Raw genomic sequence first — 14,985 nt, forward strand, 5'->3', positions numbered from 1 at the left:
ATGGCTTCCAATGTTCTAGACGGTCACGCCGCGCACGCTCACGCGCACGGCCACGACCACGCGCATGACCATGCGCACCACCACGATGCCGCAGACACCAAGGTCTTCGGCTTCTGGGTGTACCTGATGAGCGACTTGATCATCTTCGCGTCGCTGTTTGCCACGTTCTGCGTCCTGCGCGGTGCGACGGCCGGCGGCCCGACGGGCAAGGAGCTTTTTGATCTGTCGTACGTGGCGATCGAAACCGGCATTCTGCTGGTGTCGTCCATCACCTACGGCATGGTGATGATCAGCCTGCAGAACGGCCGCAAGGATCAAGTGATGCTGTGGCTCGGCATCACCCTGCTGCTGGGCGCCGCGTTCGTCGGCATGGAAATCAACGAGTTCCATCACCTGATCGCAGAAGGCGCGGGCCCGAGCCGCAGCGCATTCCTGTCGTCGTTCTTCCTGCTGGTCGGCACGCACGGCCTGCACGTGGCGAGCGGCATGCTGTGGATCATCGTCCTGATGTGGCAGATCAGCCGCAAAGGCCTGACCCCGACGCAATCGACGCGCCTGTCGTGCCTGAGCCTGTTCTGGCACTTCTTGGACGTGGTGTGGATCGGCGTGTTTACCGTCGTGTATCTGCTGGGAGCGATGTAAATGGAACAGACCAACGCAACGACCGCCATCGCCCACGATGATGCGCACGGTCATTCGGCTGGCGGCGCGGGCCATGCCACCGTCAAGGGCTACCTGATCGGCTTCGTGCTGGCGGTGATCCTCACGGCCATCCCGTTCAAGATGGTCATGGACGGCGGATACTCGCACCAGACGGTGCTGGTGACGGTGATGGCCCTGGCGGTCGTGCAGATCGTCGTGCACCTGATCTATTTCCTGCACCTGGACGGCTCGTCCGCCCAGCGCTGGAACGTGATGGCCTTCCTGTTCACGCTGCTGATCCTGGCGATCGTCGTTGTCGGCTCGCTGTGGGTCATGCATAACATGAACGCCAACATGATGACGATGTAACGAGGCCTGGCCCGCTGCATCGGAAGGGCGCCCCTGGTGGGCGCCCTTTCTTTTGCTCGCGCGGCCGAGAGCCCTGGGCTTGCCGCGCCCCGGCTTTGTTAAACTCGCCGGATTCCCCATTTCTGCGTTTCCCCCCGCAATTCCGCCATGTCACAGTACGTTTTCACCATGAACCGCGTGGGCAAGATCGTTCCGCCCAAGCGCCAGATCCTCAAGGACATCTCGCTGTCGTTTTTCCCGGGCGCCAAGATCGGCGTGCTCGGCCTGAACGGCTCGGGCAAGTCGACCGTGCTGAAGATCATGGCCGGCCTCGACAAGGACATCGAAGGCGAAGCCACACCGATGCCCAATCTGAACATCGGTTACCTGCCGCAGGAGCCGCAGCTCGATCCCGCCAAGACCGTGCGTGAAGAAGTCGAGAGCGGCCTCGGCGAAGTGATGGATGCGCAAAAGCAGCTCGAAGCCATCTACGCGGCATACGCCGAGGAAGGTGCCGACTTCGACAAGCTCGCCGAAGAACAGGCGCGCCTGGAAGCCATCATCGCCGCAGGCTCCGGTGACAACGTCGAACTGCAGCTCGAAATCGCCGCCGACGCGCTGCGCCTGCCCCCGTGGGATGCCAAGATCGAGCACCTCTCGGGCGGTGAAAAGCGCCGCGTTGCGCTGTGCAAGCTGCTGCTCTCTCGCCCCGACATGCTGCTGCTGGACGAGCCGACCAACCACCTGGATGCGGAATCGGTGGACTGGCTTGAACAGTTCCTCACGCGCTTTCCTGGCACCGTTGTGGCCGTCACCCACGACCGCTACTTCCTCGACAACGCCGCCGAGTGGATTCTCGAACTCGACCGCGGCCACGGCATCCCCTGGAAGGGCAATTACAGCTCCTGGCTGGACCAGAAGGAGACGCGCCTGAAGCAGGAAGAGTCGAGCGAATCGGCCCGCCAAAAGGCGCTGAAGAAAGAACTGGAATGGGTGCGCCAGAATCCGAAGGGCCGCCAGGCCAAGTCGAAGGCGCGTCTGGCCCGCTTTGACGAACTGAACAGCCAGGAATATCAGAAGCGCAACGAAACGCAGGAAATCTTCATCCCGGCCGGCGAGCGTCTGGGCAATGAAGTGATCGAATTCCAGAATGTCAGCAAGAGCTATGGCGATCGCCTGCTGATCGACAACCTGAGCTTCACGATTCCGCCGGGTGCGATCGTCGGCATCATTGGCCCGAACGGCGCCGGCAAGTCGACGCTGTTCCGCATGATCACCGGCAAGGAGCAGCCGGATTCGGGCACGATCAAGATCGGCCCGACGGTCAAGCTGGCGTACGTTGACCAAAGCCGCGATGCGCTGTCCGCAGACAAGACCGTCTTCGAAGAGATCTCGAACGGCTCGGACATCCTCACGGTGGGCCGCTATGAAACGCCGTCGCGTGCCTACATCGGCCGCTTCAACTTCAAGGGCGGCGATCAGCAGAAGCACGTCGGCACGTTGTCAGGCGGTGAGCGCGGCCGCCTGCATCTGGCCAAGACGCTCATTTCTGGCGGCAACGTGCTGCTGCTCGATGAGCCGTCAAACGACCTCGACGTCGAAACGCTGCGTGCGCTGGAAGATGCGCTGCTCGAGTTCGCCGGCTGCGTGATGGTGATCTCGCACGATCGCTGGTTCCTCGATCGCATTGCCACGCACATCATCGCGTTTGAAGGCGACTCGCACGTCGAATTCTTCCCAGGCAACTACCAGGAATACGAAGCCGACAAGAAGAAGCGTCTGGGCGAAGAGGGCGCCAAGCCCAAGCGTATCCGCTACAAGCCGGTGACGCGTTAAGCACGGATACGCGGGTCTTCGGGCCCGCGTGTTCGTTTACGGTGACCGGTCTGCCTCCACGGGAGGCGGCGCGTCGAGGTTGTTGTCAAACTCGACGCGCTTGTGCGAGCCGTCACAGAACGGTTTATTCAACGAGTGCCCGCAGCGGCACAACCACGCCTGGCCTTCGTCCACGGCCAGCTCGCGCCCGCCTTGAGTGACGATCCGGAAGCTTCCCTGAATGTGACACGGCCCGTTGTTGCGGACCGTGATGACAACGTCGTCGGCCATGGCACGCCTCAGAAGAGGATGCCCTGCATGCGATACGCGAAGTGGGCGGGCTTGGCGTCGCGCATCAGGGCCATGAACTGATCCATGTCCATATGCACCACGTTTTCGTGGTCGCCGGCTTCGAAGTAGACGTCGCCGTGGGTCATCAGGCTGCTGTCGATGTAGGTCGGCATGCCGTAGGCCATGCCCACGGGCGGGACGGCGCCGACATCGCAGTCCCGGAAGACTTCGCGCAACTCCGATTCATCGGCCAGCGTGAGATCCAGCCGGCCCGATTCCTTTTGCAACTCCGACAGATGCAGGTGGTACGTCGACGGCAACACGGCGGCGACATAGCCGAGCTTGTCTTCAAGGAGCAGCGTCTTGGCCAGACGGTCGCCCGGGACATGCGCAGATTGCGCGGTCTCAGTGCTGGTGTGGGTATGAGGGTGGCGAATCACCTCGTACAGGCAGCCCTTGCTGCGCAGGCAGCCGTCGAGTGTGCTGGAGATCGACATGGCGTCCTCCCTTGTGCTGTGCGGCCGGCGGCGGGATTGCAGGGGCCGCTACGTCAGCATAGGTCGGTTTGCAGATTGCGCAGGCATTCGAGCGCGCAAAAGCAACGGGCCGCTCAGTGAGCGGCCCGTGTGCCAATCAATCGCTGTTTTTGTCTGTTCGCGCTAGGCGTTAGCGGTCCCAGCCGCGGTGCCAGCCGTGATCGTGGCGCCATTCGCGCTCACGCCACTCGTGACGGCGCCATTCACGCTCACGCCAGTAGTCACGGTCGCGGTAATAGCCGCCATAAACAACCGGAGCAGGTGCATAGACCGGGGCCGGGCGATACACCACCGGCGGCGGTGCATAAACCGGTGCCGGGGCCACATACACCGGCGCGGCAGGTACGCCGATCGCCACGCCGACGTCCACATGCGCCAGCGCCGCCGTCGAGGCGCACAGCGCGGCGCCACCCAGAACGAATGCGAGCAGTGTGCGTTTCATGATGCTTCTCCTTACGGTTGCGAGGCCGGGCTGCGGTGCCGTCGACTTCGTGTATCAAGTTCGTGATGCCATTCTATGAACCGCCGGGCGCTTCAGGTGATACGTAAATCCTACGGATGTAACGGGAAGTAAAACGCCCCACCGGCAAGATGCGGGTGGGGCGCGGTATTTCTGTCGGGCGGCGTTGTTCAGCTTTCTGCTGCCGTCCAGGCCGCACGCTGCTCCGGGGACGACCACACCGCCAGGTGCAGCGCCGACAGCGAGAACGGATCCGACAACAACACCAGCTTCTGTTTGCCTGTGAGCTTGTCCGGGCCGACCTCCAGCGCGTGACGCACGTGTGCTTCGCGCACTGCCACAAGGCGCTTGTCTTGCGGAAAGCGCGCCGTACCAATGGCGCACATCAGCGCGTTGGTAACGGGGTCGACCACGGCTTGGCGGAAATCCGGCATCGGCGGCGCATTGCGCAGGTGCTTGCGCGTCGCGCGGAGTTCGCGCGGCGGGCGCACCTCCTCGGGGATCATGAATAGGCGCAGCCGTCGCATGCGGCGGCCCAGGCTCACGCGGCTGGAGAACACCGAGAGCGGGATCGACACGATCAGCGCACCCACGACCGGCGACAGCCACCACAGGAAGCTCGGGTTCAGCCAATACACGATCGCAGCCCAGACGATGCCGATGACGGTGTGCAGGCCGTGGCGGCGTACCGCGTCGCCCCAATGCGTCTGTGCGTCTTCGCGCGGGGGCGATTTCCAGTGCACCTTCCAGCCGAGGAACGCGGCCGTCACAAAGCGCGTGTGGAAGAGCATGCGCACCGGCGCGGCCAGCACCGAGAACGCCGCCTCGATCGCCATCGACAACGCCAGGTGGATCGCCCCGCCAAAGCGCCTCGGCCCCTGTGCCCAAAGCACAAGCACGCTGAGGATCTTCGGCAGGAACAGCACGGTGGCCGTGGCGGAAAACAGCGCGGCGGCCTTTTCCGGATGCCACTCCGGCCAGATCGGGAAGAGCTGGCGCGGCTGTGTGAAGTATTCCGGCGCGATCAGCGTGTGCTTGGCCAGCAGGGCCGTCGACAGGAGCAGGAACAGGAACCACAGCGGCGCCGACAGATACGCCATCACCCCGGTGATGAAGACCGCGCGGTGCACACGGTGGAAGCCCGGCGCGCCGAACAGGCGGAAGTTCATCAGGTTGCCGTGGCACCAGCGGCGGTCGCGGCCCAGCTCGTCGAGCAGGTTGGGCGGCATCTCTTCGTAGCTGCCGTCGAGGTCGTAGGCGATCCACACGGCCCAGCCGGCGCGGCGCATCAGCGCGGCTTCGACAAAGTCGTGCGACATGATCTCGCCGGAGAGCGAGCCCTTGCCCGGTATCGGCGCCAGCGCGCAGTGCTTGATGAACGGGTCCAGCCGGATGATGGCGTTGTGGCCCCAGTAGTGCGATTCGCCGAGCTGCCAGTAGTGCAGGCCGGCGGTGAACAACGGCCCGTACACACGCGTGGCGAACTGCTGGATACGCGCATACAGCGTGTCGCGGCCGGCGGCGCGCGGGGCGGTCTGGATGATGCCCGCGCTGGGTGCACCTTCCATCAGCTGCACGAGGCGCGTCAGGCAATCGCCGCTCATCACGCTGTCGGCGTCGAGCACGATCATGTAGCGGTACCGGCCGCCCCAGCGCCGGCAGAAATCGTCGATGTTGCCGCTCTTGCGCTTCACGCGGTGGCGGCGCCAGCGATAGAAGATGCGACCGAAACCGTCGAGCGCCCGGCAGATGTGCAGCCAGGCGTCGGCTTCTGCCGTGCGGATGTCCGGATCGCCGGAGTCCGACAGCACGAAGAAGTCGAAGTGCTCCAGATGCCCCGTGCGCTGCAACGATTCGTACGTCGCCCGCAGCCCCGCGAAGACGCGCTGCACATCTTCGTTGCAGATCGGCATGACGATGGCCGTGCGGGCGTCGTCCGGAATCGTGGCGTCGGGCGTGGCGCGGCGCGAGATGACGAAGCGGTCGCCGTGGAAGGCCAGCAGCAGGAAGCCCGTGATGGCCGTCCAGAAGCCCGCCGATACCCAGCAGAACAGCACCGCAAACAGGACGATGATGATGGCTTCGAGCCAGTCGGCACCGTGGTACGGCAGCACCGTGCTCATCGCCCAGGTGGCGGCGACGGTCTGCGCGATCATCAGCGCGAGCAGCGTCAGGCGGCGGCGTGCGCCGACGAAGCGCCAGATGCCTTTCGGGTCCGGCGAGTCGGGCGCTTCGTACGGCACCGGCTTCTTGCCGCCATGCATCCAGCGGTCGATGGCCTTGCGCGCGCGCCAGATCGGGCCGAGCACCCATGGCCACGGCACCATCGAACGGCGCGCGGGCGTGGGGCCGGTATCCAGGTGGATGCGGCCCTGGTTGTCGTGCTCAACGGGTGGGGCAGGTTGGGCGGAGGGCTCCGTCGATGCCGCCTCCGCGCGCGTGGCGCCATACGCAGCATCCAGGCGCGAGCCTACGGACGCGTAAGCCGGCGCGTCGGCGTCGAGCGAGGTCGTCTGTGCGGGGTCGAGCCGGGCCAGCGCACGATGCAGCTTGGCGAGCGCCGCTGCATCGTCGTCCGTGGCTGTGATCCCCGCGTTGCGCAGCAGCGCAGCGCGCGCGTCGGCCGCCAGCGGCAGCGCCTCAAGGTAATGGTCAGCCACAGACTGCGCTGTGGCTGGGCTGGTGGAGGGGGCTGTGCCGGCAGCACCGGCAGTCTGGGCTGTCGTCACGTTCAGCCCGGAGGTAACAGGTAGCTCCACGTCTCGGAGAGTCCGGTGCCGCCGCTGCGCAGGTAGCCACGCAGTTCAACGGGTTTATCGTCGTCGACCCGCTTGAGGCGCACGGTCACGCGCCAGCCGCCGGTCGCGGTGTTGGGTTGGCCGAAGATCGATTCGATCTTGCCGTTGGCATCTGCCGAAAACACCGGCTCAACCGGAGCGTTCGGCGCCAGCTTGGCCAGCGCCGGCCCTTCAAAGTCGACCACGAAGGCGATCGTATCGTCGGGCTTGCGCTCGTCGGGGCGCTTGGTCGTCCAGCCGTGCGAGCGGCGCGTCTGCGCGACCCATGCCAGCGCCGGCTTCTTGTCGGCGTCCTTCTGCCACAGCAAGCGGTATTCGAGATTGAACGGCTGCTGCGGCTTGGGCGGGTTTTCCGGCACCCAGTAGGCGACCACGTTGTCGTTGGTCTCGTCGGGCGTCGGGATCTGCACAAGCTCCACGCGGCCCGCGCCCCATTTGCCGACGGGCTCGACCCACGCGCTCGGGCGCAGTTCGTAGCGGTCGCCGATTTCCTGGTAGCTGGAGAACGCGCGGTCACGCTGCATGAGGCCGAAGCCGCCCGGGTTCGTCGTCCCGAACGAACTGACCAGCAGGCGCTTGGGGTTCGTCAGCGGACGCCAGATCCATTCGCCCGTGCCGGACAGCACCGACAGGCCGTCGGAGTCGTGCACCTCGGGGCGGAAATCCAGCGCAGGCGCCGGCTGGTTCTCGCCAAAGAAGAACATGCTGGTAAGCGGCGCGATGGCCAGCTTGCTCACGTTCTCGCGCATGTACAGCTGCGCCTTCACGTCGACTGCCGTGTCGCTGCCCGGCTTGATGACGAAGCGGTAGGCGCCCGTGGCGCGGCGCGAATTGAGCAGCGCGTAGATCGTCAGCTCTTTCGCATTGGCGGCGGGCCGTTCGATCCAGAAATCGGTGAAGCGGGGGAATTCCTCGCCCGAATTGAGCGCGGTGTCGATGGCCAGCCCGCGCGCGGAGAGGCCGTAAACCTGCCCCTTGCCGATGCCCCGGAAGTAGGACGCGCCCAGGAACACGATGACCTCGTCCTTGTACTTGGGCGTGTTCATCGGATAGTGCACGCGGAAACCGGCAAAGCCGAGCTTCTGCAACTGCTTCGGATCGAGCTTGACCGGGCCGTAGTCGAACAGGCGCGGATCGAAACGGATTTCGCGCACACCGGCCGGCGACACCTCGTTGATCTTCACGGGCTGGTCGTAGTACGAACCCTCGTGGAAGAAGCCGAGTTCGAACGGCAGCTTGTCGCGGCGCCAGTAAGCCTGGTCGGACTTGAAGCGGATTTCGCGGTACTGGTCGTAGCGCAGCTCGCGCAATTCGCGCGGCAGGGTGTCGGCGGGCGCCTGGTACGGCTTCGCGGCCAGTTGCTTGGCGCGTACGGCCACATCGTTGAAGCCAAAGGCCAGCGCAGCATGCGCGGAAGCCAGCGCCAGCACGCCCACGGCGAGCCGCGCATAGCCGGCTACCGAACGGGTGCGTGCCGCGCGCGCGGCCCCCGGCATGCGGGAGGAAACAGCGGAGGGAATGTTCAAAATGAGATCGCGTCTATGCGGCGGGCCGAGGAACGTGACGCTTCGGTCCTGCCGGTCATTCGTCTGTGCCGCCGAGATTTTACCCGCCGGACCTTTGCGAGATCAAAACCGGCAACATTTTGATAATGTTTCCGGCCCGCATCGGGCCGACATCCGCGTCAAATGGCGTGTAACGAGCCGGTCTGGGTGGGGTCAACCGTTCGGTTGAGGGGAACGCACGCTGCCCGGCGCCGGTCACAACCGCTTTGCCGCGTGCCGGGATTCCCGCATGGCACACTCTCGGCTCTTTCCTTCATGGAGTTCGCATGACCTGCTGGACGCGACGCGCCACGGCAACCGCCGCCCTTGCCATCTCGACCTCGTTGCTCGCGCCCGTGGCGTTTGCCGCATCGGCATCGAAGGCCGCTCCTGCTTCGAAGGCTCCCGCACCGGCCAAGGCGGTGCGCGACCCCGGCGACGTGGCGGTGCTGCTGGACGCCTTTCCGCTCGGCAAGCCGCTGCGCAAGCTGCCCTCATGCGAAGACGTACGCGCCAATGGCGGCAAGGACGTCGCCGAATACTGCTCCGACGCGCTGGAATCGCATGGCCGCACGCGGTCTCTGGGCGTGCCGCAGGCATCGCGGCCGGAGTTGATGGACGGCCCGCAGGCCGTGGTGCTGATCGACCAGGATGGCAACATCGCCGGCATGTTCGTGCCCACGCGCGGCGTGGATACCGAGCAGCGCGTCTTCCAGGCCCTGTCCGATCGCTACGGCAAGCCGGCGCAGGAAGGCAAGGCGCCCCTCAAGCTCAAGTCCGGCAAGACCGTCGATTCGTTGCGCGCGCGCTGGGCGGGCCCTCAGACCATCATTACGATGTACGCGATTCCTGAAGAGCCGCAGAACGGCACGGTGGAATTCCTCTGGGCACCGCGCGCCGGGGCGGTCATGGATCAGATGCGTGCGGAAGTCGATCCGAATGCACCCAAACAGGCTGCTGCGTCAGGTGTGACGGCCTCGGCGCCCGCCGCGACAGCCAAGCCCTCTGCAGGCAAACCGGCGCCTAAGCAGTGAACTTACGAACGCACGTTCGTAGTTTTCAGTTACACGGCTTACACGCGCATGACGCCGGCGCCGCTCGCGCCGGCTTATAACGTCCACGTGGCTCCACTAGCGGGGCCGAAGGACGCTAATCATGAAAATCGTGGCTCTGGCCTTGTTGGCCGCGACGCTTGGGGGTTGTGCCGTGTATCCCGCACCGGTGGCCGTGGCGCCCGCGCCGGTCTATGTGGCACCCGCTTATCCGGCTTACTACGGCGGCTATTGGGGTGGGCCGTCGGTGTACTTCAATTACCGCCACCGCTAAGCTGCGGTCGGCTGATCGGCGCTTAGTCCGTTGAACGCAAGCCCGGCCAGCCGGGCGCCAACGTCTGCGGCAGGCCCAGCAGATCCAATACGCGCCCGACGGTGTGGTCGACCAGGTCGTCGATCGTCTTGGGGCGCTGGTAAAAGCCCGGCACGGGCGGGAACACGATTCCGCCCATCTCCGTGACCGCCGTCATGTTGCGCAGGTGCGCCAGATTCAACGGCGTTTCGCGCACCATCAGGATGAGGCGGCGGCGCTCCTTGAGCGTGACGTCGGCCGCGCGGGCGATGAGGTTGTCCGACAGGCCGTGCGCGACGGCCGCCAGCGTCTTCATCGAGCAGGGCGCCACCACCATCGCTTCGGCAGCAAAGGAGCCGCTCGCGATGGTCGCGCCGATATCGCGCACGTTATGCACGACGTGCGCCAGCGTTTCCACTTCTTCGCGTGCCATGTGCAGCTCGTGCTGCACGTTCATCAACCCTGCGGGCGACATCAGCAGGTGCGATTCCACGCCCGCTGAGTCACGCAGGCCCTGCAGAACCTGCAGCAGCCGCACCCCGTAAATCGCGCCCGACGCGCCCGTGATCGCCACGATGATGCGGCGCACGGCTGGCGTTTGAGCGGTGGCGTCCGGGGTTTGGGTCACGCTGAAACGAGAACGCAGCTCAAGCAGCCAGCAGCGGTTGCAGTTCGCCGCTCTGGTACATCTCCATCATGATGTCCGAGCCGCCAATGAACTCGCCCTTGATATAGAGCTGCGGAATGGTCGGCCAGTTGGCGTAGTCCTTGATGCCCTGGCGGATTTCGTCGTCTTCCAGCACGTTGACGGTGTGCGGACGGTCCACGCCGCAGGCCTTCAGGATCTGGATGGCGCGGCCCGAAAAACCGCACATCGGGAATTGCGCGGTGCCCTTCATGAAGAGGACGACGGGGTGGCCTTTGACGATCTGGTCGATCTTTTCGTGCGTGGTGCTCATGGGGAGACTCGATTGGGTGAGGGGCGGCAGCGGCTTCTCAACTGCCATCCACATTGGAAAACCCGTCTATTTTAGCGAGGAACGCGCACCGGCGTTTTGATCCGGCCACTGCCCGCCGCTGCAGCGGTCGTGGCCGGCCAGGTCTTGGGCGGTGAAGACGTTGGCGAAGCCGGCGCCCCCCAGCAGCGCACGCACGGGTTCGCCCTGGTCGTAGCCGTGCTCGAGCAGCAGCCAGCCGCCGGCGGCCAGCCGCGCAGGCGCCCCGGAGACGATGCTGCGCAGGTGGCGCAGGCCATCATCGTGGTCGGTGAGGGCGCTGGCGGGTTCGAAACGCAGGTCGCCCTGGTCGAGGTGCGCGTCGGTGGCGGCAATGTAAGGCGGGTTGCTGGCGATGAGATCGAAAGCGGGAGGCGCGTCGGCATCGGCCAGCGCGCCATACCAGTCGCCCAGCGCAGTCCGGACGTTGGTCGCGCCGAGCGCCTTGGCGTTGTCGATCGCCACGCCCAGTGCATCGGCGGAGGCATCGGTGGCCCATACGCGCGCGTCGCGCCGCGCCAGCGCGATCGTGATGGCGATGATGCCGCTGCCGGTGCCCATGTCCAGCACCGCTGGCGCATCGCGTTCTTCCAGGCGGTCCAGCGCTTGTTCGACCAGCAATTCGGTATCGGGGCGCGGGATCAGCACGGCGGGCGTCACCTTGAAGGCGCGCCCGAAGAATTCACGTTCGCCCAGCAGATACGCCATGGGCTCGCCGGCTAGGCGGCGCGCAGCAAGTTCGCTGATGCGCGCGCGCGCGGCCGCGTCGATGGGGCAGGTGTCTTGCGTGATGAGTTGCACGCGCGACAGGCCCGTCACGTGCGAGACCAGCATGCGTGCTTCCAGCGCGGGCAGGCCGGCACCGGCCAGCGCCGTCAGCGCGTCGGCCACGCGAGCAAGGGTTTCGGGCGGAATGACGGGGGAAGACGACACGGCAACAGACCAGCAGCGAAGATCGGGCGCACAAAATAACACGGGCCCGGCCGATGTGGCGCGGGCCCGCGAGCGGGTCGGTGAGGTAGAGCGGAGCTTACTGCTTGGTCGCCTCCTTGACCTTGTTGGCCGCTTCCTTGGTGGCGTCAGCGGTCTTGTCTGCCGCAACCTTGGCCGCGTCGGCCGTCTTGTCGGCCGCGGTCTTGGCGGCCTCCTTGGCCTGCGCCAGCGCGCCCGAAGCGGAGACCTGCGCGTCCGAAGCCGCTTGCGACAGTTCCACCTTGGCGGCGTCCGCGGCCTTGGTCACGGCGGTGCCGGCGTTGTCGAGGGCCTGCTTGGCGGCGTCCTTCGATTGTTCCATCGCGCTCTTGGCGGCCTGGTCGGTGGCGTCATCCTTCTTGCCGCAGGCGGCCAGGCCCAGTGCGAGGGTGGTAGCGACGGTAATGGCCAGCAGTTGGGTACGCATTGCGATTCTCCTAATCGTGATGTTGCCGCGCTTGTCGGTAAGTGCGTGCCGGATGCGACCGGCGATGCACTCGGCGTGATCGAGATCGATTATAGGAACGCGAGGCCGCCCCGCCATCGCGCAAAGCTGTATCAAACGCAAGCGGATGTTACGGGGAGGGCGCTTTTTAACGATTGAGCCCTCAGGCGTCTTCGCCAAGCGCCGCAAGCTGCTCCGCTTGGTGCTCAGCGGCCAACGCACCGACGAGTTCATCGAGGTCGCCGTCCATGATCGCGTCGATCTTGTACAGCGTCAGGTTGATGCGGTGATCGGTCACGCGGCCTTGCGGGAAGTTGTACGTGCGGATGCGGTCGGAGCGGTCGCCCGAGCCGATCAGGCTCTTGCGTGCGCTGGCTTCCTTGGCTTGCGCCTCGCGCTCCTGACGATCCTTCAGGCGCGCGGCCAGGACTTGCATGGCGCGGTCCTTGTTGCGGTGCTGGCTGCGGTCGTCCTGGCACTCCACCACAAGGCCAGTCGGCAAGTGCGTGATGCGCACGGCCGAATCCGTCTTGTTGATGTGCTGGCCGCCCGCCCCCGACGCGCGGAACGTATCGATGCGCAGATCGGCCGGATTGATCTGGATGTCGGCCAGCGCATCGGCCTCGGGCATGACGGCCACGGTGCAGGCCGACGTGTGAATACGCCCCTGCGCCTCGGTGGCCGGCACGCGCTGCACGCGGTGGCCGCCCGATTCGAACTTCAGGCGCGAGTACGCACCTTCGCCCACCAGCCGCGCAATCACTTCCTTGTAGCCGCCCAGGTCCGAAGGCGATTCGCTGACGATCTCCACCTGCCAGCGCTGCCGTTCGGCGTAGCGCGTATACATGCGCAGCAAGTCGCCGGCAAAGAGCGCGGATTCGTCGCCGCCTGTGCCGGCACGGATTTCCACGAAGATGTTGCGATGGTCGTTCGGGTCTTTGGGCAGCAGCAGGCGTTGCAGCTCGCCTTCGAGGGATTCCATCCGCTCGCGCGCGGCACGGAGTTCGTCCTCTGCAAACGCCTTCATGTCCGGATCGGCCGCCAGCTCCTGCGCGGTGGCGATGTCTTCCTCGGCCTGCTTCCACGCGGCAAATTGCGCGACCACGGGCTCCAGCTCGGCATGTTCGCGCGTGAGCTTGCGGTATTGGCCGAGGTTGGCGGTGGCGTCTTCACGCGCAAGCAGCGCGTTGATTTCGACGATGCGCTCGGCCAGTTGGTCGAGCTTGGACAGCATGCTGGGCTTCATTCGGGCAGTCGCGGAGGGAAACGCTGGAAGCGAAGGCGGCGCATGATACCGCGCCAGAACGTGCGCGCCAGTCGTGCAAACATGCGGCGCGCGTGCGATGCGCCGGCCGCTAGCGCTCGGAGTGGCTGGACTGGCGGAACAGCGCCGGCAGCAGGTCGATGAGTTGTTCGCGGCCTTCGCCCTGCGCGTGGTTGAGCGCATGCGTCGGGCCGTGGAGGAATTTCTTGGTCAGCGCCTGCGACAGCGCTTCGAGCACCAGCGCCGGATCGTCGCCACGCGCGAGCATGCGCTGGGCGCGTTCCAGTTCACCCTGGCGCAGCGTTTCAGCCTGCGCGTGCAGATCGCGGATGACGGGCACCACGCTGCGCGCATCGAGCCAGTGCATGAAGTTCAGCACGCGCGTTTCGATGATGGCCTCGGCCTGCGCCACGGCGGCCTGCCGCAGCGCGTTGCCTTCGCGCACGATGGCCCCCAGGTCGTCGACGGTGTAGAGGAACACGTCGGACAGGCGCGCAACTTCAGGTTCGATGTCGCGCGGCACGGCCAGGTCGACCATGAACATCGGGCGGTGGCGGCGCTGCTTGATGGCGCGCTCCACGGCGCCCAGGCCGATGATGGGCAGCGTGCTGGCGGTGCACGAAACGACGATGTCGAAGTCGGCGAGCTTGGTGGGCAGTTCAGCCAGGCGCACGGCGCGGGCATTCAGGCCCTGGTTCGACAGCGATTCGGCGAGCTTCTCGCCCCGTTCCAGCGTGCGGTTGGCGATTACCACCTCGCGCGGCGTCTGCGCGGCAAAGTGCGTGGCGCACAGCTCGATCATCTCGCCGGCGCCGATGAACAGGACGCGCTGATCCGCAATCGATTCGAAGATGCGCTGGGCCAGGCGCACGGCGGCGGCGGCCATTGACACGGAATGCGCGCCGATCTCTGTCGTGCCGCGCACTTCCTTGGCGACCGCAAAGGTGCGCTGGAACAGCTGATTCAGGTACGTGCCCAGGGCGCCCGCCTCGGTGGCGGTGCGCACGGCGTCTTTCATCTGGCCGAGGATCTGCGTCTCGCCCAGCACCATCGAATCGAGTCCGCTGGCCACGCGGAAGGCGTGGCGTACCGCCAGCGACTGGCCGAGCGAATACACATGGGGCGCGAGTTCGCCGGCGTCGATGTTGTGGTGCTGCGCCAGCCAGCGAATCGCATGCTCGTGCGCGGTTTGCTCGGGGAGGTTGCCGTCGGTGGCGCAGTAGATTTCGGTGCGATTGCAGGTGGAAAGAATGGCGGCTTCCGCCGAGCTTCTGAGCTGCGGCAGATGCTGGCGCAGCGTGCCCAGTGCGGGCTTGAGCTGCTCGAGCGGAAACGCCACCTTCTCGCGCAGGGAAAGCGGCGCAGTGTGGTGGTTGATTCCGAGCGTCAGCAACTGCATGTGGGGCGGCCGGTTAAGGGAACGGCACGAATTTTGAGCACTCTCGATTATAACGCCCGCCCCCCGTATCAGCAGGACGCAGGTCAAATCTGGTGAGGTGTATGGATGAATGTCGATTATTCGTCACGCGTC

At 65.6% G+C, this 14,985-nt stretch carries 16 protein-coding genes; 5 read left to right on the plus strand and 11 right to left on the minus strand.

What is annotated here, in order from left to right; genetic code table 11:
- From cyoC to ettA, 3 genes are all read left to right on the plus strand, one after another.
- Nucleotides 1-642: a cytochrome o ubiquinol oxidase subunit III gene (gene cyoC / locus R2669_RS22910; RefSeq protein ID WP_316902140.1), complete on the plus strand. Its 642-nt coding sequence runs from the start codon at nt 1-3 to the stop codon at nt 640-642.
- Nucleotides 643-1,011, plus strand: a complete 369-nt coding sequence (locus R2669_RS22915; protein ID WP_027680202.1) for a cytochrome o ubiquinol oxidase subunit IV — start codon at nt 643-645, stop codon at nt 1,009-1,011. It begins immediately after the preceding gene.
- Between the two features lie 147 nt (nt 1,012-1,158).
- Nucleotides 1,159-2,826, plus strand: a complete 1,668-nt coding sequence (gene ettA / locus R2669_RS22920) for an energy-dependent translational throttle protein EttA (protein ID WP_009241971.1) — start codon at nt 1,159-1,161, stop codon at nt 2,824-2,826.
- 36 nt (nt 2,827-2,862) lie between these two features.
- Here the strand turns inward: ettA and R2669_RS22925 are convergent, their stop codons facing one another.
- The 5 genes from R2669_RS22925 to R2669_RS22945 form a co-directional block, all read right to left on the minus strand.
- Nucleotides 2,863-3,096, minus strand: coding sequence for a CDGSH iron-sulfur domain-containing protein (locus R2669_RS22925; protein WP_316902142.1), 234 nt, complete (start codon nt 3,094-3,096; stop codon nt 2,863-2,865).
- 8 nt (nt 3,097-3,104) lie between these two features.
- Nucleotides 3,105-3,593: an aminoacyl-tRNA deacylase gene (locus R2669_RS22930; protein WP_316902143.1), complete on the minus strand. Its 489-nt coding sequence runs from the start codon at nt 3,591-3,593 to the stop codon at nt 3,105-3,107.
- A gap of 169 nt (nt 3,594-3,762) precedes the next feature.
- Nucleotides 3,763-4,074, minus strand: coding sequence for a hypothetical protein (locus R2669_RS22935; protein WP_027680199.1), 312 nt, complete (start codon nt 4,072-4,074; stop codon nt 3,763-3,765).
- 188 nt (nt 4,075-4,262) lie between these two features.
- On the minus strand, nt 4,263-6,851 hold the full coding sequence (gene mdoH, locus R2669_RS22940) for a glucans biosynthesis glucosyltransferase MdoH (RefSeq protein WP_316891606.1): 2,589 nt from the start codon (nt 6,849-6,851) through the stop codon (nt 4,263-4,265).
- Entirely contained in the window at nt 6,824-8,386 is a 1,563-nt protein-coding gene (locus R2669_RS22945; protein WP_147216405.1) for a glucan biosynthesis protein G, read from the minus strand. Before R2669_RS22945 ends, mdoH begins: the two co-directional genes overlap by 28 nt.
- Before the next feature lie 335 nt (nt 8,387-8,721).
- On the opposite strand from R2669_RS22945, the gene R2669_RS22950 reads away from it, so the two are divergent.
- Together R2669_RS22950 and R2669_RS22955 are read left to right on the plus strand one after the other, a co-directional pair.
- The gene (locus tag R2669_RS22950; RefSeq protein WP_316902144.1) at nt 8,722-9,468 is read left to right on the plus strand and encodes a hypothetical protein; all 747 of its coding nucleotides are present in this window, start codon (nt 8,722-8,724) and stop codon (nt 9,466-9,468) included.
- Between the two features lie 121 nt (nt 9,469-9,589).
- On the plus strand, nt 9,590-9,760 hold the full coding sequence (locus R2669_RS22955) for a hypothetical protein (RefSeq protein ID WP_024977798.1): 171 nt from the start codon (nt 9,590-9,592) through the stop codon (nt 9,758-9,760).
- 22 nt (nt 9,761-9,782) lie between these two features.
- Here the strand turns inward: R2669_RS22955 and R2669_RS22960 are convergent, their stop codons facing one another.
- From R2669_RS22960 to hemA, 6 genes are all read right to left on the minus strand, one after another.
- Nucleotides 9,783-10,406 (minus strand): UbiX family flavin prenyltransferase, encoded by a 624-nt coding sequence (locus R2669_RS22960; protein ID WP_147216401.1) that lies wholly within the window; start codon nt 10,404-10,406, stop codon nt 9,783-9,785.
- Between the two features lie 19 nt (nt 10,407-10,425).
- The gene (gene grxD / locus R2669_RS22965) at nt 10,426-10,737 is read right to left on the minus strand and encodes a Grx4 family monothiol glutaredoxin (RefSeq protein ID WP_009241977.1); all 312 of its coding nucleotides are present in this window, start codon (nt 10,735-10,737) and stop codon (nt 10,426-10,428) included.
- Nucleotides 10,738-10,803: 66 nt separating this feature from the next.
- Nucleotides 10,804-11,706 carry a peptide chain release factor N(5)-glutamine methyltransferase gene (prmC, locus tag R2669_RS22970; RefSeq protein WP_316891608.1) on the minus strand — a complete coding sequence of 301 codons (903 nt, stop codon included), beginning with the start codon at nt 11,704-11,706 and terminating at the stop codon, nt 10,804-10,806.
- Nucleotides 11,707-11,803: 97 nt separating this feature from the next.
- Nucleotides 11,804-12,172, minus strand: a complete 369-nt coding sequence (locus R2669_RS22975) for a hypothetical protein (RefSeq protein WP_316876772.1) — start codon at nt 12,170-12,172, stop codon at nt 11,804-11,806.
- A gap of 181 nt (nt 12,173-12,353) precedes the next feature.
- Complete coding sequence (prfA, locus tag R2669_RS22980; protein ID WP_316902146.1) at nt 12,354-13,436, minus strand: peptide chain release factor 1; 1,083 nt, start codon at nt 13,434-13,436, stop codon at nt 12,354-12,356.
- Between the two features lie 109 nt (nt 13,437-13,545).
- A complete protein-coding gene (gene hemA, locus R2669_RS22985; protein ID WP_316902148.1) occupies nt 13,546-14,853 on the minus strand; it encodes a glutamyl-tRNA reductase in 1,308 nt (435 codons plus the stop codon).
- Nucleotides 14,854-14,985 lie beyond the last annotated feature (132 nt).

Source organism: Ralstonia edaphi (assembly GCF_958350185.1).
Lineage (GTDB): Bacteria > Pseudomonadota > Gammaproteobacteria > Burkholderiales > Burkholderiaceae > Ralstonia > Ralstonia edaphi.

Coding starts and splice junctions, on each gene's coding strand:
- cyoC (WP_316902140.1), top strand. CDS start 1: ATGGCTTCCAATGTTCTAGACGGTCACGCCGCGCACGCTCACGCGCAC.
- R2669_RS22915 (WP_027680202.1), top strand. CDS start 643: ATGGAACAGACCAACGCAACGACCGCCATCGCCCACGATGATGCGCAC.
- ettA (WP_009241971.1), top strand. CDS start 1,159: ATGTCACAGTACGTTTTCACCATGAACCGCGTGGGCAAGATCGTTCCG.
- R2669_RS22925 (WP_316902142.1), bottom strand. CDS start 3,096: ATGGCCGACGACGTTGTCATCACGGTCCGCAACAACGGGCCGTGTCAC.
- R2669_RS22930 (WP_316902143.1), bottom strand. CDS start 3,593: ATGTCGATCTCCAGCACACTCGACGGCTGCCTGCGCAGCAAGGGCTGC.
- R2669_RS22935 (WP_027680199.1), bottom strand. CDS start 4,074: ATGAAACGCACACTGCTCGCATTCGTTCTGGGTGGCGCCGCGCTGTGC.
- R2669_RS22945 (WP_147216405.1), bottom strand. CDS start 8,386: ATGCCGGGGGCCGCGCGCGCGGCACGCACCCGTTCGGTAGCCGGCTAT.
- R2669_RS22950 (WP_316902144.1), top strand. CDS start 8,722: ATGACCTGCTGGACGCGACGCGCCACGGCAACCGCCGCCCTTGCCATC.
- R2669_RS22955 (WP_024977798.1), top strand. CDS start 9,590: ATGAAAATCGTGGCTCTGGCCTTGTTGGCCGCGACGCTTGGGGGTTGT.
- grxD (WP_009241977.1), bottom strand. CDS start 10,737: ATGAGCACCACGCACGAAAAGATCGACCAGATCGTCAAAGGCCACCCC.
- R2669_RS22975 (WP_316876772.1), bottom strand. CDS start 12,172: ATGCGTACCCAACTGCTGGCCATTACCGTCGCTACCACCCTCGCACTG.
- prfA (WP_316902146.1), bottom strand. CDS start 13,436: ATGAAGCCCAGCATGCTGTCCAAGCTCGACCAACTGGCCGAGCGCATC.
- hemA (WP_316902148.1), bottom strand. CDS start 14,853: ATGCAGTTGCTGACGCTCGGAATCAACCACCACACTGCGCCGCTTTCC.